Annotated in this window: 20 protein-coding genes and 1 pseudogene; 11 read left to right on the top strand and 10 right to left on the bottom strand. The window is 74.2% G+C overall.

Annotation, left to right across the window (positions count from 1 at the left end):
• Positions 1-27: 27 nt before the first annotated feature.
• From D7318_RS24815 to D7318_RS34155, 5 genes and pseudogenes are all read right to left on the bottom strand, one after another.
• Positions 28-924, bottom strand: coding sequence for a 5-oxoprolinase subunit C family protein (locus tag D7318_RS24815; RefSeq protein WP_120699424.1), 897 nt, complete (start codon positions 922-924; stop codon positions 28-30).
• Positions 921-1565 carry a 5-oxoprolinase subunit B family protein gene (locus D7318_RS24810; protein ID WP_120699423.1) on the bottom strand — a complete coding sequence of 215 codons (645 nt, stop codon included), beginning with the start codon at positions 1563-1565 and terminating at the stop codon, positions 921-923. The genes D7318_RS24815 and D7318_RS24810 overlap by 4 nt, the downstream gene beginning before the upstream one ends.
• Positions 1562-2335, bottom strand: a complete 774-nt coding sequence (locus tag D7318_RS24805; protein ID WP_120699422.1) for a LamB/YcsF family protein — start codon at positions 2333-2335, stop codon at positions 1562-1564. The genes D7318_RS24810 and D7318_RS24805 overlap by 4 nt, the downstream gene beginning before the upstream one ends.
• Positions 2335-3153 (bottom strand): annotated as a pseudogene (locus D7318_RS34160) (putative hydro-lyase); the annotation flags it as partial. The pseudogene D7318_RS34160 and the gene D7318_RS24805, both read right to left, overlap by 1 nt.
• Positions 3150-4457, bottom strand: coding sequence for an MFS transporter (locus tag D7318_RS34155; RefSeq protein ID WP_120699420.1), 1308 nt, complete (start codon positions 4455-4457; stop codon positions 3150-3152). The pseudogene D7318_RS34160 and the gene D7318_RS34155, both read right to left, overlap by 4 nt.
• A gap of 242 nt (positions 4458-4699) precedes the next feature.
• Here D7318_RS34155 and D7318_RS24790 point away from each other — a divergent pair, with 242 nt between their 5' ends.
• The 7 genes from D7318_RS24790 to D7318_RS24760 all read left to right on the top strand — a co-directional run bounded on the left by D7318_RS24790 (position 4700) and on the right by D7318_RS24760 (position 10377).
• Positions 4700-5395, top strand: coding sequence for a GntR family transcriptional regulator (locus D7318_RS24790; RefSeq protein WP_120699419.1), 696 nt, complete (start codon positions 4700-4702; stop codon positions 5393-5395).
• A gap of 38 nt (positions 5396-5433) precedes the next feature.
• A complete protein-coding gene (locus D7318_RS24785) occupies positions 5434-5832 on the top strand; it encodes a YidH family protein (protein ID WP_120699418.1) in 399 nt (132 codons plus the stop codon).
• A complete protein-coding gene (locus tag D7318_RS24780; RefSeq protein ID WP_120699471.1) occupies positions 5829-6179 on the top strand; it encodes a DUF202 domain-containing protein in 351 nt (116 codons plus the stop codon). Before D7318_RS24785 ends, D7318_RS24780 begins: the two co-directional genes overlap by 4 nt.
• Positions 6180-6212: 33 nt before the next feature.
• Positions 6213-6674 (top strand): MaoC family dehydratase, encoded by a 462-nt coding sequence (locus D7318_RS24775; protein ID WP_120699417.1) that lies wholly within the window; start codon positions 6213-6215, stop codon positions 6672-6674.
• A 247-nt stretch (positions 6675-6921) separates the two neighbouring features.
• Entirely contained in the window at positions 6922-8229 is a 1308-nt protein-coding gene (locus tag D7318_RS24770) for a hypothetical protein (protein WP_120699416.1), read from the top strand.
• A 78-nt stretch (positions 8230-8307) separates the two neighbouring features.
• Positions 8308-9597, top strand: a complete 1290-nt coding sequence (gene hmgA / locus D7318_RS24765) for a homogentisate 1,2-dioxygenase (RefSeq protein WP_120699415.1) — start codon at positions 8308-8310, stop codon at positions 9595-9597.
• A gap of 24 nt (positions 9598-9621) precedes the next feature.
• The gene (locus tag D7318_RS24760) at positions 9622-10377 is read left to right on the top strand and encodes a GntR family transcriptional regulator (protein WP_120699414.1); all 756 of its coding nucleotides are present in this window, start codon (positions 9622-9624) and stop codon (positions 10375-10377) included.
• A gap of 65 nt (positions 10378-10442) precedes the next feature.
• Here the strand turns inward: D7318_RS24760 and D7318_RS24755 are convergent, their stop codons facing one another.
• Positions 10443-10709, bottom strand: a complete 267-nt coding sequence (locus D7318_RS24755) for a hypothetical protein (protein WP_120699413.1) — start codon at positions 10707-10709, stop codon at positions 10443-10445.
• A gap of 186 nt (positions 10710-10895) precedes the next feature.
• On the opposite strand from D7318_RS24755, the gene D7318_RS24750 reads away from it, so the two are divergent.
• The 4 genes from D7318_RS24750 to D7318_RS24735 all read left to right on the top strand — a co-directional run bounded on the left by D7318_RS24750 (position 10896) and on the right by D7318_RS24735 (position 14883).
• The gene (locus tag D7318_RS24750) at positions 10896-12005 is read left to right on the top strand and encodes a DUF5925 domain-containing protein (RefSeq protein WP_120699412.1); all 1110 of its coding nucleotides are present in this window, start codon (positions 10896-10898) and stop codon (positions 12003-12005) included.
• Positions 12006-12225: 220 nt separating this feature from the next.
• Positions 12226-13239, top strand: a complete 1014-nt coding sequence (locus D7318_RS24745) for an aldo/keto reductase (RefSeq protein WP_268987364.1) — start codon at positions 12226-12228, stop codon at positions 13237-13239.
• Between the two features lies 1 nt (position 13240).
• A complete protein-coding gene (locus D7318_RS24740) occupies positions 13241-13492 on the top strand; it encodes a hypothetical protein (RefSeq protein WP_120699410.1) in 252 nt (83 codons plus the stop codon).
• 110 nt (positions 13493-13602) lie between these two features.
• On the top strand, positions 13603-14883 hold the full coding sequence (locus D7318_RS24735; RefSeq protein ID WP_230424048.1) for an MFS transporter: 1281 nt from the start codon (positions 13603-13605) through the stop codon (positions 14881-14883).
• Here D7318_RS24735 and D7318_RS24730 read toward each other — a convergent pair.
• The 4 genes from D7318_RS24730 to D7318_RS24715 all read right to left on the bottom strand — a co-directional run bounded on the left by D7318_RS24730 (position 14871) and on the right by D7318_RS24715 (position 18798).
• Positions 14871-15527: a papain-like cysteine peptidase gene (locus tag D7318_RS24730; RefSeq protein WP_120699409.1), complete on the bottom strand. Its 657-nt coding sequence runs from the start codon at positions 15525-15527 to the stop codon at positions 14871-14873. The genes D7318_RS24735 and D7318_RS24730 overlap by 13 nt on opposite strands.
• Positions 15520-16704, bottom strand: a complete 1185-nt coding sequence (locus D7318_RS24725) for a hypothetical protein (RefSeq protein WP_230424046.1) — start codon at positions 16702-16704, stop codon at positions 15520-15522. Before D7318_RS24725 ends, D7318_RS24730 begins: the two co-directional genes overlap by 8 nt.
• Before the next feature lie 168 nt (positions 16705-16872).
• Positions 16873-17928 carry an IPT/TIG domain-containing protein gene (locus D7318_RS24720; RefSeq protein ID WP_120699407.1) on the bottom strand — a complete coding sequence of 352 codons (1056 nt, stop codon included), beginning with the start codon at positions 17926-17928 and terminating at the stop codon, positions 16873-16875.
• Between the two features lie 126 nt (positions 17929-18054).
• A complete protein-coding gene (locus tag D7318_RS24715) occupies positions 18055-18798 on the bottom strand; it encodes an IPT/TIG domain-containing protein (protein ID WP_120699469.1) in 744 nt (247 codons plus the stop codon).
• Positions 18799-19636: the final 838 nt, after the last annotated feature.

The following is a 19636-nucleotide window of genomic DNA, read 5'->3' as shown; positions in this document are numbered from 1 at the left end:
GCGTCAACGGCGGTGCGGACACCGGCGTCAACGCCCTGGCGCCGTGCGGTGGATCGCCCCGCCGCGCACCAGGAACCGCACCGGGGTGCCCGGCCTGGCCTGGGCCGCCGCGGCGAGGTCGGGCTCGGCCACCACGCCGATCACGGGGTAGCCGCCGGTGGGCGGGTGGTCGGCCAGGAACACCACGGGCAGGCCGTCGGGCGGCACCTGGACGGCGCCGAGCACCATGCCCTCGCTCGGCAGCTCGCCGTCCCTGGCCCGGTCGAGCGGCGGGCCCTCGGTGCGCAGGCCGATGCGGTTGGCGGCGGGCGAGACCCGGTAGCGGGCACCGGCCAGGGTGGCGAGCGCCCCCGGCGCGAACCAGTCGTCGCGCGGCCCGGGGCGCACGCGCAGCACCAGGGTGGCGGGGGGCGCCGGGTGCGGGATGGCGTCGGCGGGCGCGGGGCGCGGCCCCGGGGCGCCCAGGGGGAGCTCCGCGCCCTCGGCCAGCGGCGGGGGGCCGAGGCCCGAGAGCAGGTCGGTAGCGCGGCTGCCGAGCACCGGGTCGACGGCGACGCCCCCGGCGAACGCCACATGGCAGCGCACCCCGCTCCCCGCGGGCCCGATGGCGAGCACGGCCCCCGCGGGCACGCGCACCGGCGCGCCCCAGGGCGCGGGCGCCCCGTCGACGGTGACGGCGCAGAACGCCCCGGTCACCGCGGCGGTGACGGCGCGGCTCGGGCGGACCGCGCAGCCGCCGAGCGTGGTCTCCAGGGTGGCGGCGGTGGGCGCGTTGCCCACGAGGCGGTTGGCCAGCAGGTGCGCGGGCCGGTCGAGCGCTCCCGAACGCGGCACGCCGAGGTGCGCGAGCCCGGGCCGCCCGAGGTCCTGAACGGTGGTCAGCGGCCCGGGGGCCACGACCGTGAGGGTGGGGCGCGCGCTCATGCGGCGGACTCGGGGGCGGGCTCGGGGGCGGGCTCGGGGACGAAGCGGACGCGCGTGCCGGGCGTGAGGAGCGCGGCGGGGGCGCGTTCCGGATCCCACAGCACGGCGTCCGTGGTGCCGATGAGCTGCCAACCGCCGGGCGAGGCCTGCGGATAGACGCCCGTGTAGGGCCCGGCGAGGGCGACGGAGCCGACCGGGACGCGGGTCCTCGGGGTGGCCCTGCGCGGCACGGCGTAGCGTTCCGGCAGGCCCGTGAGGTAGCCGAACCCCGGCGCGAAGCCGCAGAACGCCACGCGGAACGCCGTTCCCGCGTGGATCCCCGCCACCTCCCCGGGCGTCACACCCCAGTGGTGCGCAACCTCGGCGAGGTCGGGCCCGGTGTAGCGGACCGGCAGGGTGACGGTGTCGCCCGCCTCGGGCGTGGTGGGCGGGACGTCCCACGTGGGGAGCGCCGCGGCGAGGCGCGCCGGGTCGGCGACGCCGTCGATGAGCACGGTGCGGGCGGCGGGCACGATGTCGGTCACGGGCCCGAGCGCCCCCGCGTCGCGGCGCCGCAGCAGCTCGGCGTGCAGGGCCAACGCGGCGTCGCCGTCCGGGAGTTCCACGAGCAGCGCCTGGTCGCCCACGGGGATGGCCCTCATGCGAAGGGCTCCACGGCGACCCCCGCGGCCGCGAGGCCCTCGCGGACCCTGCGGGCGAGCGCGGCGGCGCCCTCGGTGTCGCCGTGCACGCACAGCGAACGGGCCCTGACGGCGAGGGTGCCGCCCCTGTGGGTGGTCACCCGGCCCTCCGTGGCGATCCCGACCGAGCGCCGCACGACCGCGTCGGGGTCGGCGATCACGGCGCCGGGCTCGCGCCTCGGCACCAGCGCGCCGTCCTCGGTGTAGGCGCGGTCGGCGAACGCCTCGCCCACCACCGGAAGGCCCGCCGCCGCGGCGGCCCGGTGCAGCGCCGAGCCCGGCAGGCCCAGCACGGGCAGCCGGGCCCCGGCGAGCGCGACGCCCTCGGCCACGGCCTCGGCCTGCGCCTCGTCGGTGACGACGCGGTTGTAGAGGGCGCCGTGCGGCTTGACGTAGGAGACGCGGGACCCGGCCGCGCGGGCGAAGACCTCGAGGGCGCCGATCTGGTAGGCCACGTCGGCCGCGAGATCGCCCGGCTCGATGTCCATCGCCCGGCGGCCGAAACCCGCCAGGTCCCGGTAGGAGACCTGCGCCCCGATGGCCACCCCGCGCTCGGCGGCCATGGCGCAGACCCCGCGCATGGTGGAGGCGTCGCCCGCGTGGTATCCGCACGCCACGTTGGCGCTGGTCACGACGGACAGCAGCGCGTCGTCGTCGGTCAGCCGCCACCGTCCGAACCCCTCGCCGAGATCGGCGTTGAGATCGATCGACGCTCTCCCTGTGCTCCACATGCGACCTGAAACTCCTTGTCCCGCGCGTCGGTGATGAACATATAGCCCGGCGCGTGGGTGATCGCGAACGGTGGGCGCGATGCCATCAGCGCGGCCTGCGCCGTGACGCCGCAGGCCCAGAAGACCGGGACGTCGTCCGGCTCGCGGGTGACGGCCTCGCCGAAGTCGGGCCGGTCGAGGGACCTGATGCCCAGGGCCATCGGGTCGCCCGTGTGGACCGGGCCGCCGTGCGTCCCCGGCATCCTGGCGCTGATCAGGCGCGCCCTGCGCACCAGGGGCGCGGGCACGGGCCGCATCGAGACGACCAGGGGGCCGCTGAGCCGCCCTGCGGGGCGGCAGGCGCGGTTGGTGACATACATGGGGACGTTGCGGCCCTGTTCGGTGTGGCGCAGCGGAACGCCCGCCAGGGCCAGGGCCGTTTCGAAGGTGAAGCCGCACCCGATGAGGAACGTCACCAGGTCGTCCCGCCAGTGCGCGGCCGCGTCCCCTGGCTCGTCGACGAGGACGCCGTTCTCCCACACGCGGTAGCGCGGCAGGTCGGTGCGGAGGTCGGCGCCGGGGGCGAGCCCCGTCGTCCAGGATCCGGCCGGGGTGGTGTCGAGGACCGGGCAGGGCTGGGGGTTGCGCGCGCAGAACTCCTCGACGTCCCGCGCCCAGTCGGCGGGCACGGCGATGAGGTTCGCCTGGGTGCGGCCCGGGGCCAGACCGGAGGTGGGGGCGGCGTGCCCGGCGCGGAAGAGGGCGCGGAGCTCGGCGGGTCCCCGGGGTCCCCGGGGTCCCGCGGCTGCGGCGGGGGCGGCGGGTCCTTGCGGGGTCACAGGGCACGTCCTTTCGTCTCGGGCAGGCCGAGCAGGGCCAGCAGGGCGAGGGCGTAGGCGGCCGCGCCGAAGACCAGCGCGCCGCCGACGCCGAGCCGGTCGGCCATGAAGCCGACGGTGGTGGGGAAGACGGCGCCGATGGCCCGTCCCGTGTTGTAGGTGAAGCCCTGTCCTGTGCCGCGCAGGGCCGTGGGGTAGAGCTCGGCCAGCAGGGAGCCGAACGAGCTGAAGATGGCCGACGAGCAGAAGCCGAGCGGCAGGCCGAGCACCATGACCAGGGTGTTGGCGCCCTCGGGGACGGCGCTGTAGGCGCCGATGGAGACGGCGGAGAGCACGGCGAACAGCGCGATGTTGTGCCGCCTGCCGAGCCGGTCGGTGAGGTAGCCGCCGGTGAGGTAGCCGGCGAAGGCGCCGGAGATGAGGAACGTGAGATAGCCGCCGGTGTTCACGACCGAGAGGCCGCGCTCGTCGCGCAGGTAGGAGGGCACCCACGTGGCGAGCGTGTAGTAGCCGCCCTGGACGCCGGTGGAGAGCAGGACCGCGAACAGGGTGGGGCGCAGCAGCGGGCCGCGGAAGATGGCCCGCAGCGAGCCGCGTTCGGCGCTGCGCAGGCGGCGCTCGGTGGCCGCGGGGGCGTCGGTGACGCTGCGGCGGACGTAGAGGACGAGCAGGGCGGGGAGCGCGCCGGTGAAGAACATCACGCGCCAGGCCGTCTCCTCGGGGAAGACCGAGAAGATCACGGTGTTGACGAGCACGGCGAGGCCCCAGCCGACCGCCCATGAGCTCTGGATCCAGGCGAGGGTGCGGCCGCGGTGCCGGTCGCTCGCGTACTCGGCGACCAGGACGGCGCCGACCGCCCACTCGCCGCCGAAGCCGAGGCCCTGGAGCGCGCGGAAGACCAGCAGCAGCTCGTAGGTGGGGGCGAGTCCGCACAGCAGGGTGAAGAACGCGTAGGTGACGACGGTGATCATCAGCGCCTTGACCCGGCCGATGCGGTCGGCGAGCACTCCTGCGGCGGCGCCGCCGAGCGCGGAGAACAGGAGCGTGACCGTGGTCAGCAGGCCGGTCTGGCCCGAGTTCAGGAGGAAGTACGCCTCGATGGCGACCATGCTCAGCGGGAGCGTGAAGAAGTCGTAGGAGTCGAGGCCGTAGCCGCCGAACGCGCCGGCGAAGGCGCGGCGGCCGCGGGGGCCGAGGGAGCGGAACCAGGCGAACGAGCCGGTCTCCCCCGCCTCTTCGGGGCCGGATCCGGGGTGGGATGGGCCATGTCCTGGCGGGGCGGTGGGCGTTGCGTGCGAGCTCATGTGCACCTCACGGAAGCGAGAACCGCGATCGGGTTCGGATGAGTCGGGTGCTGTGCCGTGCCTTGCAGTGCCGCGGGTGTGCCGTGCCGGGCGGCGGGGCCGCCTTCCCTCAAGCTAGGGATTGTTCAACAAGAGAGCAAGGGATCAGGGGAACGATCCTCACGTTGTCTCATTCTCGTTTCCGCGATTGACTGCGGGGGGACGATGGCGCCCGGGGGGAGGGCCGCGCGGAAAGAGGAGACGTGACAGACACCCAGGACTCGTTGGACGGACTCGCGGACGATCGCGCGCTGCTCGACCGGACGGGCACGGCCGAGCGGGTCGCGGAGATCCTTCGCAGTCGCGTGGCCGAGGGGTACTTCCCACCCGGCACCCAGCTGTCGGAGAAGGCGATCAGCGAGCGGCTCGGCGTCTCGCGCAACACGCTGCGCGAGGCGTTCCGCCTGCTCACCCACGAGCGGCTGCTCGAGCACGCGCTCAACCGAGGCGTGTTCGTGCGGCGGCTGAGCGTCGACGACCTGCACGACATCTACCGGGTGCGGCGCCTGGTGGAGTGCGCCACGCTCAGGGGCCTCGGCGCACCGCCCTACGATCTCGCCGACCTCAAGGACGCCGTGGCGCTGGGCGAGCGGGCGGCGAAGGAGGAGCGGTGGCGGGAGCTCGGCACCGCCAACATCCGGTTCCACGAGCGCCTCGTGGCGCTGGGCGGCAGCCCGCGCACGGACGAGCTGATGCGGCGGATCCTCGCCGAACTCCGGCTCGCCTTCCATGTGATGGCCGACCCGCGCCGCTTCCACGAGCCGTATCTGCCGAGGAACGGCGAGATCCTCCAGGCGCTCGTCGCGGGCGACGCGCCCCACGCGGAGCGGCTGCTCGGCCGCTATCTGGACGACTCGCGCAGCCAGGTGGCCGACGCCTACGAGCGCCAGATCGCCTGAGCGGGCGCCCGCTCCACCGCTGGTCCTACGCTCGTCCTATGGTGCGACGAACGGTGCGGGCGGTGCGGCTGTGGTTCTCGCCCGAGCGGCTGAGGGCGGAGGGCACGACGCCGGACTACCGGTTCTCGCTGGCGAACGAGCGCACGTTCCTCGCCTGGCTGCGCACGGCGCTCGCGCTGCTCGCGGGCGGGATCGCCGTGGACCAGTTCCTCACCGACATGCGCTGGGCGGTGCGCACCGCGATCGCGGTGGCCCTGCTCGCGGGCGGCGCCCTGTGCGCGATCCGGGCGGTCAACCACTGGGTGCGCTCCGAGCGGGCCATGCGCCGCGGCGACGACCTGCCCGCGAGCCGCTTTCCCACCCTGCTCGCGCTCGGCACGGCGGCGACCGCGACGCTGGTGCTCGTGGCGGTGGTGGTCGGGTGGGCCGGGACATGAGCGGCGCCCGGCACCCCGCGGGCACGCACCGCGCCCGCGACCCCGGCGCGCAGCCGGAGCGCACGCGGCTCGCCTGGCGGCGCACCACCCTGTCGTTCGCGCTGGTGATCGTGCTGGCCGGGCGCGGCCTTGTGGTGGGTGAGGCGCGGGGGCGCGCGGTGGGCGGGGTCGCGGTCGCGCTGATGGCGCTGCTGTGGGTGGGGGTGCTGGCGCTCGCGCACCGGCGGCTGAGGGCGCTCACCTCCCCCCGCCCCGCCGCGCCCGACGCGGCGACGGTGCTCGGAGCGGCTGGCGCCGTGGTGGTCACGGCGCTGCTCGCGGTCGTGCTCGTGGCCGTCAGGGGGTGACCCGCGGGCGGTGCTCGAACGTATGCTGACCGGATGAGTGAGCCGGTGATCTTCGCGTCGGTCGACGCCCTTCTCGCGGCGCGGGGCCAGCAGTTGGGGGTCAGCGACTGGCTCGACGTGGACCAGCGGACGATCGACCTGTTCGCTGAGGCGACCGGCGACCACCAGTGGATCCACACCGATCCCGAGCGGGCGGCGGCGGGCCCGTTCGGCACGACGATCGCCCATGGCTATCTGACCCTGGCGCTGCTCCCGGTGCTCGTGCCCCGGCTGATGCGCGTCGAGGGGGTGCGGATGGCCGTCAACTACGGCGTGAACCGGGTGCGTTTCCCCGCCCCCCTGCCGTCGGGCTCGCGGGTGCGGGCGACGGGCAGGATCGACGACGTCACCGAGGTCACGGGCGGGGTCCAGCTGGTGCTGACGGCCACCGTGGAGCGCGAGGGCGGCACCAAGCCCGTGTGCGTCGCGGAGACGGTCGTCCGCTACCACCCGTGAACGCGGCGGGGCGGTCAGGGGGCGGCGCGGGGCGGTCCCCGGGCGCGGGGGGCGCCACGACCGCGGAGTAGACATTCGGGTCATTCATGGCATCACTGCTACAACCCGGCGCACACTTCCGGCCATGGGGCGCTCGCCGAACGCGCGGGAAACCCCACCCGATGGTGTGATCGTGAGGCAGGCCCGGGGCGTTCCGTGCCACCGTGCGCCCTGCCCGCGTGCGCGACGGCGTGAGAAACACGGGACCATGAAGAACCGGCGGGTGCCGAACTACGAGTTGCGGGCGCTGCTCACCGAGGCCGGCTGGACCCAGGAGGCGCTGGCCCGCGCCGTCAACGCCCTGGGCGCCGAGATCGGCGCCGCGCTGCGCTACGACCGCACGGCCGTGGCGCACTGGCTCGCGGGGACGCGGCCGAGACACCCCGTTCCCCAGTTGGTCGCCGAGGCGCTGACCCGGCGCCTGGCCCGCCAGGTGAGCCCCGAGGCCGCCGGGTTCACCACCGCGGCGCGCCGGGCCGCGCCGGTCGACCCGGTCGCGGGCTTCGCCGCGCTCGCCCGCGCCGACGCCGACGCGGGCCGCCGCCCTCCGCTGCACCAGCGCCCCTACCGGGTGGCCGACACGGTGCTGCCGAGCCCGCCCGAGGCGCGGGGCCACGGGCGTCCGCTCGGCGGGCGGACCGAGGAGACCATGGCGCTGCACGACGCCGTGGCGTTCTTCGCGGGCTCGATCGACGCGCACGGCGGGCGGCACGCGCGCAGCGCGCTCGCGGCCTATCTCGCCGACGACGTCGTGCCGTTGCTGCACTCCGGGCTTGCGCGCCGGGCGCGCGACGAGGTGCTCGTGGGGGCCTCGCGCCTGGCGTTCCTGCTGGCGCGCATGTACGAGGACGGGCTGCTGCACGGCGTCGCGCAGCGGTACTACACGAGTGCCCACCGGCTGGCGGCCGAGGCGGGCGACCGGGCCTCGTGGAGCGTCGTGGTGCGGGCGATGAGCGCCCAGGCGCAGCGGCTCGGGCACCTGCCGTCCGCGCTCCAGCTCGCCGAGGCGGCGCACCATGGCGCGCGCTCCGCGGCACCGGCCCAGCAGGCGTATGTGCAGGCGCAGTTGGCCGTGGCGCTGGCGCGGACGGGCGACCGGCGCGGGGCGCTCGCGGCGCTGGCGCGGGCGGAACGGGCCGCCGAGCGGGCGACGAGCCAGGGCGCGCCGTTCGACAGCTACCCCAGGGCGGCGCTGCACTTCCAGACCTCGGTGACGCTCGAGTCGCTCGGCGACCTCCAGGGCGCGCTTGCCTCGCTGCGCCGGGCGGCGGGCGAGCGCTCGGCCACGGATGTGCGCGGGCGCGCCCTGACCCAGGCGCGCTTCGGTCAACTCCTGCTGCACACCGGCCACCTGGACGAGGCGTGCGCGGCGTGGGACGGCTTCCTGACCGCGCGGGAGCGGCTGCGCTCGGGCGACGCCGAGCGCGCGATGCGCGACATGCGCCGGGCGCTCACGCCCCACAGGAACCGCAAGCCCGCGGCCGAGCTTCTCGCACGGACCGTGCGCGGTCGTTGACTTGCCGCCCCCACATTCCTATGGTCGAACAAAGGAATGATGGGAGGCCGGGGACGGCCGCGCTCCTGGGAGTGTGCGATGGAAACGGGCGGACCGACGCTCCACTCGGGCGGTTTCGGCAACGAGCACAGCGGCGAGGCGATCCCCGGGGCGCTCCCCCTCGGCCGGAACTCCCCGCAGCGCGCCCCCCTCGGCCTCTACGCCGAGCAGCTCAGCGGCACCGCGTTCACCGAGCCGAGGGCCACCAACCGCAGGTCCTGGCTCTACCGCATCAGGCCGTCCGCGGCGCACCCGCCGTTCACCCGCGTGGCCAACGGGACGCTGCGCGCCGCGCCGTTCGGCCAGGGCCCGGGCGAGCCCGCCCCCGACCCCAACCGCATGCGGTGGAGCCCCCTGCCCGAGCCGCCGCGGGGCACCGACTTCGTCGCGGGCCTGTGGACCCTGGGCGGCAACGGCGACGCCCGCCGCCGCACCGGGATGGCCGTGCACCTCTACCGCGCCAACTCCCCCATGACCGACCGGGTGTTCGGCGACGCGGACGGCGAGCTGCTGATCGTTCCCGAGTCGGGCGCGCTGCTGCTGCGCACGGAGTTCGGCCCGCTGCGCGCCGAGCCCGGGTCCATGGCGCTGATCCCGCGCGGGGTGCGCTTCCGCGTGGAGCTGCCCGACGGGACGGCGCGCGGCTATGTGTGCGAGAACTACGACGTGCCCTTCGCGCTGCCCGAGCTCGGCCCGATCGGCGCCAACGGCCTCGCCGCGGCCCGGGACTTCATGGTCCCCTCGGCCGCCTACGAGGACGACGAGCGGCCCGTCGAGGTCATCAACAAGTTCTGCGGGAACCTCTGGGCGGCCACCTATGACCACTCGCCGCTCGACGTGGTCGCCTGGCATGGCACGCATGTGCCCTACCTGTATGACCTGCGCCGGTTCAACGTCCTCGGCTCGATCAGCTTCGATCACCCGGACCCCTCGATCTTCACCGTGCTGACCTCCCCCGCCGCCGACTTCGTGGTCTTCGCGCCCCGCTGGCTCGTCGGCGAGGACACCTTCAGGCCGCCGTACTTCCACCGCAACGTGATGAGCGAGTACATGGGCCTGATCGAGGGCGCTTACGACGCCAAGGCCGAGGGGTTCGTGCCGGGCGGCGGCTCGTTGCACAACATGATGTCCGCGCACGGCCCCGACAGGGAGACCTTCGAGCGCGCGAGCGAGGCCGAGCTCCGGCCCCAGAAGGTCGACGATGGGCTTGCGTTCATGTTCGAAACGCCCTGGCCGGTGACCGTTACCGATCAGGCGCTGAACGCTGAGCACCGGCAACGCGGGTATGACGAGGTATGGGAAGGTCTGGATCGGACCTTCCCTTCATAACATCGTCGACCCGGAGCGCGCCCCGTGACCGTCTTCGCCCCCGACTCGCTCGAGCTGAACCGGAAGCTGCCGCTGTGGTACCAGGTCTCGCAGTCGCTGCGGGCCTCGATCCTCGGGCGCTCACCCGAGGCCCCCCTGCGGCTGCCCACCGAGGAGCAGCTCGCGGGCCACTACGGGGTGAGCGTGCTGACGATGCGGCAGGCGCTCAAGGAGCTCGAGCTCGAGGGGCTGATCACGCGGCACCGCCGCAGGGGTACGTTCATCACCCCGACCGCGCGGCACGGCGCCCCGGTCCGGCTGCTCGGCTCGGTGGACACGATCGTCGCCCAGCAGTCGGGAGAAACGATCACGCTGCTCGACCACGGCCCGGTGCCCGTGCCGGGCGAGCTGGCCGAGCACTTCCCCGGGCTCGCCGAGGTGGTGCGCTTCCGCCGGGTGCGCCACGACCCGGTCAGCGGGGAGCCCGCCAACTACGCGGAAAACCTGGTGCATCCGGAGATCGCCGACCGGATCGACCCGGCCGCGCTCGAACGCTGGCCCATGACCAAGGTGTTGCGCGACGTCGCCGGGGTGGCGGTGAGCCGGATCGCCAACACCGTGCAGGCGCGCCTGGCCGATCCACCCGTGGCGCGGCTGCTCGGCGTGCCGTTGCTGAGCCCCATCCTGCACATCACGGGCGTGGAGTACGACGAACGCGAACGCGCCGTGGATGTGGCGCGAATCCACTACCGCGGTGACCGATTCTCGTTCGCCGTCACGATGGATGCCACCGGCGAGTGAGGGGCGCGTGCGCCGCCTCACCCGCCCGGACCGCGGTGGCCGCCGGGCCCTGCCCGGCGGCCCTCTCAGCCGCGACCGCCGAACAGCGTGCGCCGCAGCCGACGCAGGGGCGCGAACAGCGACACGCGGGCGCCCCGGCTCGTGTGCGCCTTCGAGGCATCCCTGCGGGTCAGCTCGCGCATCAGCGTGGTGGCCTCCTCGGCCTCACGCTGCGGCACCGCGGGGCCGGAGAGAACGCTCAGGTGACGGTCGAGGCGCGCGCTGTTCGCGCTGCTCCCGCCGTTGATGGCAGGCACCCGCGGCGGTCTGCTGCGAACTGTTATCTGCTTCATGACTCTCCCACCCGTACAACGGCACCCGGTCCGGGCAGGGTAACCCTAACGCCCCACAAGGACGCATGGGTATCCCGGTCCCACGATTCACCTTTCCCGGCAACGGGGTTGACGAACACGGCGAGACACGCGTTCGTCGCGAAAACCCCCGTGCGCCGGCCCGCGCGGTGCCGGATCATGACGGGCATGAGGCCGACGACACCATCCACTCCCAAGGAGGAATCCCCGATCCGGTTCTCCCTCGGCGACGCCGACGCGCCCGAGGACGCCATCGACGTGCTGCTCCTGAGGGACTTCGCGTCCGGCGCGCTGCCCTTCGCGCGGGGCCACCGCGTGGAGAACGTCAAGCGGCACCACCCGCTGATGCCCGAGGGCTGCGAGGTCAGGCTCATGACCCACGACAGCAACGTCGACAGCGTGCTCGCGGCGGGCGAGGGCTGGCTGCTGCGCGCGCACCGCTGGACGCGCGCCGCGCACGTGCTGGTGATCGCCGAGACCGACGAGCTCGCGCAGCGGGTCCTCAAGGAGGCGCTCGACGGCGCCGAGGAGGAGCCGGACAACGAGCCGTCGAGCGTCACGATGGGCTTCTGGCACCTCTCCCCGGGGAACCGCCGCCCGGCCCGCATGACGCGCCGGATCGAGGCGGACAGCTGGGAGGCGATCGCGCCCGGGTACTCCGGGCCCGTGGCCGAGGCGTTGGGTCGGCTGATGACGCTCACGCCCGACGACGTCGCGGGGCGGCTGCTCCTGCTGCACGGCCCGCCGGGCACCGGCAAGACCTCGGCGCTGCGCGCCCTGGCGCGCGCCTGGCGCGCGTGGTGCCAGGTGGACTGCGTGCTCGACCCCGAGCGCCTGTTCAACGACGTGGGCTACCTCATGGACGTGGCGATGGGGCGGGACGAGGACCAGGAGAAGGACCGGTGGCGGCTGCTGCTCCTGGAGGACTGCGACGAGCTGATCCGCGGCGGCGCCAAGAGCACGGCGGGGCAGGCGCTCTCCCGGCTGCTCAACCTGACGGACGGCCTGCTCGGGCAGGGCCGCAAGGTGCTGGTGGGCGTGACCACCAACGAGGACCTGGAGCGGCTGCACCCCGCGGTCGTGCGCCCCGGGCGCTGCCTGGCCAGGATCGAGGTGGGCCCGCTGACGCGCCGGGAGGCGGTGCGCTGGCTCGGCACCGACGAGGGCGTGGGCCGCGAAGGGGCGACGCTGGCCGAGCTGTACGCGCTGCGCAGGGGCTCGGGCCCGGCGTCGGTCCAGGCCGGGACCAGCGGGGCGGACGCGGGGCTGTACCTGTGAGCGAAGGGGGACGCCCGCGGGGCCCTCGCGTTCGCGCCGATGGAGGCGCGCGCCCGGCCGGCGCCACCCCTTCGCGCGTGACCGGATGCCGTCGGTCGCGCGCCGTTGGAGACTTCCCCTACGCCTACCTGCCCGGGGACGACACGGGCCGACGAAGGGGAGTTGACCAGTGGAGTACCGCCAGTTGGGGCGATCGGGTCTTCGGGTGTCGGCCCTGACCATGGGCACCATGACGTTCGGTGGCAAGGAGGTGTTCGGCGCGCTCGGCGCCACGGATGTGAAGGGCGCGCGCCGCCAGGTCGGCATGGCGCTCGACGCCGGGGTGAACTGCGTGGACACCGCCGACATGTACTCCCACGGGGGCGCCGAGGAGATCCTGGGCGAGGCGCTCAAGGGCCACAGGGACGAGGTGCTGATCTCGACCAAGGTGCGCATGGTGCTCGGCGAAGGGCCGAACGACGGCGGCGCGTCCCGGCACCACATCCTGCGCCAGTTGGAGGGCAGCCTGCGTCGGCTGCGCACCGACCACGTGGACATCTACCACATCCACGAGTGGGACGGGCAGACGCCGCTCGAGGAGACCCTCGGGACGCTCGACACGGCGGTGCGCGACGGCAAGATCCGCTACCTGGGGGTCTCCAACTACGCGGGGTGGCAGCTGATGAAGGCCCTGGCCGTCTCGGACGCCCACGGCTGGGAGCGCTTCGTGAGCAACCAGATCTACTACTCGCTCGAGTCCCGCGACGCAGAGTACGAGCTGGTGCCGCTCTCGCTCGACCAGGGCCTCGGGATCATGGTGTGGAGCCCGCTGGCCGGGGGCCTGCTCTCGGGGAAGTACCGCCGCGGCCGGGGCGCGCCCGAGGGCACCCGCCAGGTCGACGAGCGGTGGAACGAGCCGCCGGTGCGCGACCGGGAGAAGCTGTACGACACGGTCGAGGTGCTGGTCCGCGTCGCGGAGGGCCACGACGTCACGCCCGCCCGGGTGGCCCTCGCGTATCTGCTGCGCAGGCCGGGCGTGACCTCGGTGGTGATCGGCGCCCGCCGCGACGACCAGCTCGCCGACAACCTCGCGGCGGCGGACCTCGTCCTGAGCGACACGGAGATGGCCGACCTCGACGAGATCAGCGCCCCCGAGCTGATCTATCCCCACTGGCACCAGCTGAGCCTGGCGAGCGAGCGGCTGAGCGAGCCGGACCTGGCCCTGCTCGAGTCCCATCTGACCCCGGTGCCCTGACATGCGGGTGTCGGTGTGCGAGATCGCGGCGTTCATGGTGGAGGAGTTCGGCATCAGCCACCGCGAGGCGGCCGCGCGGGTGAACGAGGCGTTCGAGGACGCGGAGTCGGGGTCATGCCCCGACCTGCTGGGCCATGAGCTGCCCGAGCACTGGGCCTACGGCCTGTACTACGGGGACGTTCCGTACTGGGACGAGTCCGCCGACCGCTCGTCCTGGCGGGTCAGGCCCGCGCCGCCGTTCGCCTCCCCCTGAGCGGGCTGGCGCGTCGCCCGTCCCGCGGGCGCGGCGCACGCCCAGCGGCGGGGGCTTCGGGGGCGTCGTCTACTGTGCGGACGACGTGTCCGAGGGAGAGGGGGGCGGCGGTGACGGGCGACGTGCGGAGCCGGTCGGGCGACGCGGGGGACGAACGGGCCACGTGGCGGCGCTGGATGATGGACACCACGCCGCTGCGGCACCGGCCGTTCCGGCGGCTGTGGTCCTCGACCATCGTGACGGCCGTGGGCAGCCAGTTGACCGCGGTGGCCGTGCCCACGCAGATCTACGACATCACGGGCTCGTCGGCGTGGGTCGGCTACGCGAGCTTCGCGGGGCTCGCGCCGCTGATCCTGTTCGCGCTGTGGGGCGGCGCGGTCGCCGACAGCGTGGACCGGCGCACGCTCATGCTGGTGACCAACGCGGGCATCGCCGTCACGTCGCTGCTGTTCTGGGTGCAGTCCTTCGCGGGGCTCGAATCCACGGGGCTGCTGATGGTGCTGCTCGCGGTGCAGCAGGCGTTCTTCGGGATGAACGCCCCGGCGCGCACCGCGTCCATAGCCCGGCTCGTGCCGGGCGACGAGCTGCCCGCGGCCAACGCCCTCCAGTCCACCGTCACCCAGACCGGGCTGATCGTCGGGCCGCTGCTCGCCGGGGCGTTGATCCCGGTGCTCGGGCTGCCGGTGCTGTACCTGCTCGACGCGATCGTGCTGCTGGCCGCGGTGTGGGCGGTGTGGCTGCTGCCCGCGCTGCCGCCGCTCGACGCGGCCGCGCGGCGCAGGGCCGGGTGGGGGGAGGTCGTGGCGGGGTTCCGCTACATCGCCACGCGGCACATCCTGCTGCTGAGCTTTCTCGCCGATGTGATCGCGATGGTCTTCGGGATGCCGCGCGCGCTGTTCCCCCAGCTGGCCTCGACGACCTACGCGCCATGGGGCGAGGGGTTCGCGCTCGGGCTGCTGTTCGCGGCGATCCCGCTGGGGGCGGTGCTCGGCGGGCTGATGTCGGGAACGTTCTCCCGCGCGCGCCGCCACGGTCTCCTGGTCATCGCCGCGGTGGTGGCGTGGGGTCTCGCCATCGCGGGGTTCGGGCTGAGCGGCAGCCTGTGGTGGGCGGTGGTGTTCCTGGCCGCGGCGGGCTTCGCGGACATGGTGTCGATGGTGTTCCGCTCGGCGATCCTCCAGTCGGCGGTGACGGACGACATGCGGGGCCGGATGCAGGGGGTGTTCACGGTCGTGGTGGCGGGCGGCCCGCGGCTCGCCGACCTGCTGCACGGGATGGCGGGCTCGGCCCTGGGCACGCGGGTCGCGGTCACGGCGGGCGGGCTGCTGGTGGTGGTCCTCATGCTGCTGATCGCGGCGACGAGCCGGGACTTCCGCCGCTACGCGGTCTGAGGGCGCGCGGGCCACAGGGCGCGCGCGTCAAGCGCGGCGAACGCCCGGTCCCACGCGGCGTCGTCGCCCTGCCAGCGCCCCTCCCTCAGGCCGACGCGCGCGCCGACGACGCCAGGGGGCGGCGGCCCCTCGGGGTCGCGGGCGCGCCGCAGCCACAGCACCGCGAACCGGTGCCCCGGGTGGCGGGTCGCGATGGCCTCGCGCAGCCTGGCCAGGTCGGCGGGGGTGGCCTCGTCGTAGATGTCCTGGTGCACGTACAGGACGCGGCGCCGGGAGGCGGCCAGCTCGCGCCACCGGTCGGCGAGGAAGGCGAACTTGCCGCGAACGCCTGGGAGTTGGCGTTGGACGTCGGCCGCGTCCAGCGTTCCTGAAGGGCCGGGGTGGAAGTCGTGGTAGAAGCGGATGCGGGCGCGGCGGTCGACGACGTGCGAGCCGTCGGGCGCGACGGCGGGGCCGCCTTCGCCCAGGACGGTGCGGAAGTCGTGGGCGATGGCGTCGATCACGGCGTCCAGGTCGAGGTCGAGCCAGTCGAAGACGTGCGCGCGCTCCTCGCCCGTGATGCGGCGGATCTGGTACGTCGACTCGCAGTGGTAACCGAGGCCGACGCACGCGTCGAACGGCGCTCCCGCCGCCCGTTCAGCCATGGCTCCGCTCCAGGAGCACGCCGCGGCTGCCGCGCTTGACCAGGTGGGCACGGGCGCCGCAGACGCTCTCCAGGCGCGGCGCGACCAGCTCGGCCCGGTCGCGCACGCGCCAGCCGGGGTCGGCGTCGAGCCAGGGCCGCAGCCGCTCGTCGAACCAGTCGGGCGCGAGCGCCACGAACAGCCGGTCGGTGGGCAGGCGTCGCAGGGCGTCGAGGTCCTGGCCGTAGTAGAGCATCTCGATCAGCAGGTAGGCGGCCGCGGGCAGCGCGGCCGCGCGCGCCAGGTCATCGAGCCCGTGCGGGTGAACGGTGACGCCGGGGCCATGGGCCGCCCTCTCAAGGCGGCGGCGGAAGGCGGCGTTGGGCTCGGTGGCCTCGACGGCGTAGCCCTTGTCGGCCAGGCGGCGGGTGAGGGCGCCCTCGCAGGCCCCGGCCTCCACCAGGCGCCCCTCGCCCGGTGGGCACCAGCGGGTGACCCAGGCGGCGGTCGCGTCGAGGCGCTCCCGCTCGTAGGGGGAGGTCTCGAACTCCCAGGGGTCGGCGACGGTCGCGGCGCCGTCGTCCAGGCTGGACATCAGGGCGTAGAGGCGGCCGCGCTCCTCGGGGTCGGAGCGGAAGAAGCGTTCCACCGCGGGGACGCGCGCCGTGGTGACGGCCTCTTCGGGGTCGTCGAGGCCGAGGAGGTGGGGGCGGTGGGCGTTGACGAAGTCGAGCTTGGCCCTGATCAGGGCGGGGGTCAGGGGCCGTTCGTCGTCGGCGCGGAACTGGAGGTAGGGCGAGTCGCCGACGGCGTGCCAGACGGTGCCGCCCGAGTTGCCCGAGCCGTGCGCGGCGCCCGCGGCGATCGCGGTGTCGTGGCCGAGCAGGCGGCGCGTGCGGCGGTCGTCGGCGGGCGAGTGGGTCCAGACCTCCAACGGGCCGGTGCCGCCGACGGAGGCGAGCCAGGCCCGCAGCGCGTCGGCGGTGACCGGCGCGTCTCTCGTGTCCGCCGCGGCCGCCGCCCGGGCGGAGGCGAGGGCGGCGACGCGCTCGTCGGGCGTCGTCCGGGCCCTGAGCGTCACCCGCTCCCCGGTCGAGGCCACGAGAACGCGCAGCTCCTCGTCCTTGGTGGCGTCCAGGACGGAGAGGAAGTCGAGGACGACGTCCTCCGCGCGGAAGGCGACCACCGTCTTCGCCACTGAGCTGCCCGTCCTTCGCCTCGCCGATCCCATTGGTATCGACCATTCCCCCGCGCCGCCCCGCGGAACCGGCGTCGCACCCATCGAACGCGCCGCCGGGGCACGGTCGTCGGGGCGCGGCGGACCGCCGGGGCCCGCCCGGGTCGGCGGGGCGCCCGGCGGAGCGTCTCAGATCTGTGGGGCCGGCACCCGCGTGTAGGTGAGGGCGTTGCTCGTGCCGCCCGCCGTCGTGACGGTGACCGGGGTCGAACCGGCCAGGCCCGCCGGGGCGACCGCGGTGACGGTGGTGTCCGACAGGACGTCGAACGCGGCGGGCGTGCCGCCGAACAGGACGGCGACCGTCGTCGTCAGGGAGCCGCCGGTGAGGGTGACGACGGCTCCCGCGCCCGTGGGCCCCTGGGTCGGGGCCAGGGCGATGAGGACGGGGGCGGGCACATAGGTGTAGATGACGGAGTTGCTCGTGCCCCCTGGGGTGGTGACCGTGACCGCCACGGAGCCCGTGCCCGCGGGGGCGACCGCGGTGATGCTCGTCGCCGAGTTGACGACAAAGCTCGTCGCGGGCGTGCCACCGAAGGTGACCGCGGTGGCGCCGGAGAGCCCGGTGCCCGTCAGGGTCACGGACGTACCGCCTGCGGTCGGCCCCTGGCTCGGGGACGCGCTGATGAGGGCGGGGGCGTTGACGTAGTAGAAGAAGACGGGCCCCGATGTGCCGCCTGGGGTGGTGACCGTGACGGCCACGGCGCCGGTGCCCGCGGGGGCGACCGCGGTGATGCTCGTCGCCGAGTTGACGACGAAGCTCGTCGCGGGCGTGCCACCGAAGCTGACGGCCGACGCGCCGGAGAGCCCGGTGCCCGTCAGGGTCACGGACGTGCCGCCCGAGGTGGGGCCCTGGTTGGGCGAGATGCCCGTGAGGGTCGGGGTCGCCGCATAGGTGTAGGGAACGGAGTTGCTGGTGCCCGACGGGTTCCTGACGGTGACGTTGACCGTGCCCGTTCCCGGCGGGACCGTCGCGGTGATCAGGACCGTCGAGTTGACGGTGTAGACGAGGGCGGGGGCCGCGCCGAAGCTGACGCCGGTCACCCCCGTGAAGCCGCTGCCGTTGAGGCTGACGACGTTGCTGCCGGCCGAGGGCCCCACGTTGGGCACGACCGAGCTGAGGACGGGCGCGACGGCGATGACGGCGGTCGGCCGGGCCGTGCCCGCCACGGGGTCGCTGTTTCCCACGGTGTCTCCCAATGTGTTCGAACGCCCTGCGCTGAGGGCGGGGAGGGCGTACGCGGCCACAAGGGCGAGTGACCGCGTACGCCCGGGGCGGGGGTGGCGCCCCGAAGGGCCGCGCCCCGAGGGGGGTCAGATACCCGGACCCGCGACGTAGGTGAAGCCGTCCACCAGGGTGTCGCTCCCGGCGTCGTTGGACACGACGACGTCGACGTCACCGGCGGCGCCCGCGGGCGTGACGGCCGCCACCGAGGTGTCGGAGATCACGGTGAACGGCGCCGGGGTGCCTCCGAAGGTGACCGAGGTGGTGCTGGTGAGGGCGGTGCCGGTGATGGTGACCGCGGTGCCGCCCACGGTCGGGCCCTCGTCGGGGATGATGGTCGTCACGGTCGGCGGCGCGACATAGGTGTACGAGAGGCCGTTGCTGCTGCCACCGGCCGTGGTGACGGTGACGCCCACCGCGCCCGCGGCGCCCGCGGGCGTGACGACCGTGATCTGGCTGTCCGTCACCACCGTGGGCACGGCGGTGTTGGCGCCGAAGGCGACGCTGGTGGCGGTGGAGAGGCCGGTGCCGGTGATGGTCACCGTCTGGCCGCCCGCCGTCGAGCCGGAGGCGGGGCTGAGCGTCTGCTTGAACGGCGGCCCCACGTAGAAGAACGGCACCGGGTTGCTGGTGCCGCCGGGCGTGGTGACGGTGACGCCCACGACCCCGTTCCCCGAGGGGGAGACGGCGGTGACCTGCGTGGGCGAGACATTGGTGACGGAGGTGGCGGACCGGGTGCCGAAGTGCACGGCGGTGGTGCCGCTGAGGTTCGTCCCCGTGATGGTGACGAGCGTTCCCCCGCCACTTGATCCCTGGTTCGGACTGATGGGCATGAGCGATCCCTCCCCGCCCGGGATGTGACGCATCGCCGGGCGTGTTCCAGGTGTTTCCCGTGCGCAGGGATCCCGGCCCTTGGCGACCGGCTCTCGTGCCCACTGGCCAGGTGGCGGCTCGATGGCCCGCGGCGACGGCGAAGGGTGGCTCCCGTTGCCCGCAGCCCGCGTGAATTCGATCGAGAACACACATGCCGGACGGTGTTTTCCCGCCCGTCCATCGAGTCGGTTTCGCCGCTGTCCGAGGATTCTGCGCCCGCCGAAGCGGTTACCCAAGTGACTCATCCGAATAGGCCCGCGGCAAGGTATCTGACGGGAAGTCAGTTAATTGACGGATCACAGAAAGGCCGCATCGGGGCGCGGACGTAGAGGCGCTGAGTCTTTTGGTGGGGTGGGGGGAGCGGCGGATACCGGTGACGTCGCGGAAGTCGAATCCTTGTTCTGGGATGGGGTGGGGGTCTCTATGCGACAGGAAATCGCTCCGATGGTCGCGGAGCGGGGCGCATCACGTCAACTCACCATCCGCCCGCGTGAGTTGTGGAGCGCGGCGACGGGAGCGCCCACTCCGTTGTCCCTTCGCGAACGAGCCGTGCGCCGTCCGTGCGCCCCACCCCAGGCGCACACCTTCCGACCTGCCGCTCCCGGTGTGCGCGGCATGCGCCGGCGTGCGCCCCTCCCCTCGGTCGAGGCTCCGAGTGGCGGGTGGCCGACGAGCTGCTCGCGCGCCCCCATGTGAGCCGCGCGCGAACCCTCCAAGGGTCGGGAAACACGCCAGGAAAAGCAGGCCGTTTGTCCCGGCCGGACGATTCCCTCTGATCCATGCGGGGTGATCGCCGGA

Source organism: Streptomyces radicis, from assembly GCF_003626575.1.
Classification (GTDB): domain Bacteria; phylum Actinomycetota; class Actinomycetes; order Streptomycetales; family Streptomycetaceae; genus Streptomyces; species Streptomyces radicis.
The sequence above is the reverse complement of the archived record's forward strand: the minus strand, read 5'-3'. Positions and strand labels throughout refer to the sequence as shown.

Excerpts from the sequence above, each read along its gene's own strand:
- D7318_RS24770 (WP_120699416.1), top strand. The coding sequence starts at position 6,922 with ATGAAGAACCGGCGGGTGCCGAACTACGAGTTGCGGGCGCTGCTCACC.
- D7318_RS24775 (WP_120699417.1), top strand. The coding sequence starts at position 6,213 with ATGAGTGAGCCGGTGATCTTCGCGTCGGTCGACGCCCTTCTCGCGGCG.
- D7318_RS24815 (WP_120699424.1), bottom strand. The coding sequence starts at position 924 with ATGAGCGCGCGCCCCACCCTCACGGTCGTGGCCCCCGGGCCGCTGACC.
- D7318_RS34155 (WP_120699420.1), bottom strand. The coding sequence starts at position 4,457 with ATGAGCTCGCACGCAACGCCCACCGCCCCGCCAGGACATGGCCCATCC.
- D7318_RS24785 (WP_120699418.1), top strand. The coding sequence starts at position 5,434 with ATGGTGCGACGAACGGTGCGGGCGGTGCGGCTGTGGTTCTCGCCCGAG.
- D7318_RS24805 (WP_120699422.1), bottom strand. The coding sequence starts at position 2,335 with ATGTGGAGCACAGGGAGAGCGTCGATCGATCTCAACGCCGATCTCGGC.
- D7318_RS24810 (WP_120699423.1), bottom strand. The coding sequence starts at position 1,565 with ATGAGGGCCATCCCCGTGGGCGACCAGGCGCTGCTCGTGGAACTCCCG.
- D7318_RS24780 (WP_120699471.1), top strand. The coding sequence starts at position 5,829 with ATGAGCGGCGCCCGGCACCCCGCGGGCACGCACCGCGCCCGCGACCCC.
- D7318_RS24730 (WP_120699409.1), bottom strand. The coding sequence starts at position 15,527 with ATGGCTGAACGGGCGGCGGGAGCGCCGTTCGACGCGTGCGTCGGCCTC.
- D7318_RS24745 (WP_268987364.1), top strand. The coding sequence starts at position 12,226 with ATGGGCACCATGACGTTCGGTGGCAAGGAGGTGTTCGGCGCGCTCGGC.
- D7318_RS24750 (WP_120699412.1), top strand. The coding sequence starts at position 10,896 with ATGAGGCCGACGACACCATCCACTCCCAAGGAGGAATCCCCGATCCGG.
- D7318_RS24755 (WP_120699413.1), bottom strand. The coding sequence starts at position 10,709 with ATGAAGCAGATAACAGTTCGCAGCAGACCGCCGCGGGTGCCTGCCATC.
- D7318_RS24740 (WP_120699410.1), top strand. The coding sequence starts at position 13,241 with ATGCGGGTGTCGGTGTGCGAGATCGCGGCGTTCATGGTGGAGGAGTTC.
- D7318_RS24715 (WP_120699469.1), bottom strand. The coding sequence starts at position 18,798 with ATGCCCATCAGTCCGAACCAGGGATCAAGTGGCGGGGGAACGCTCGTC.
- hmgA (WP_120699415.1), top strand. The coding sequence starts at position 8,308 with ATGGAAACGGGCGGACCGACGCTCCACTCGGGCGGTTTCGGCAACGAG.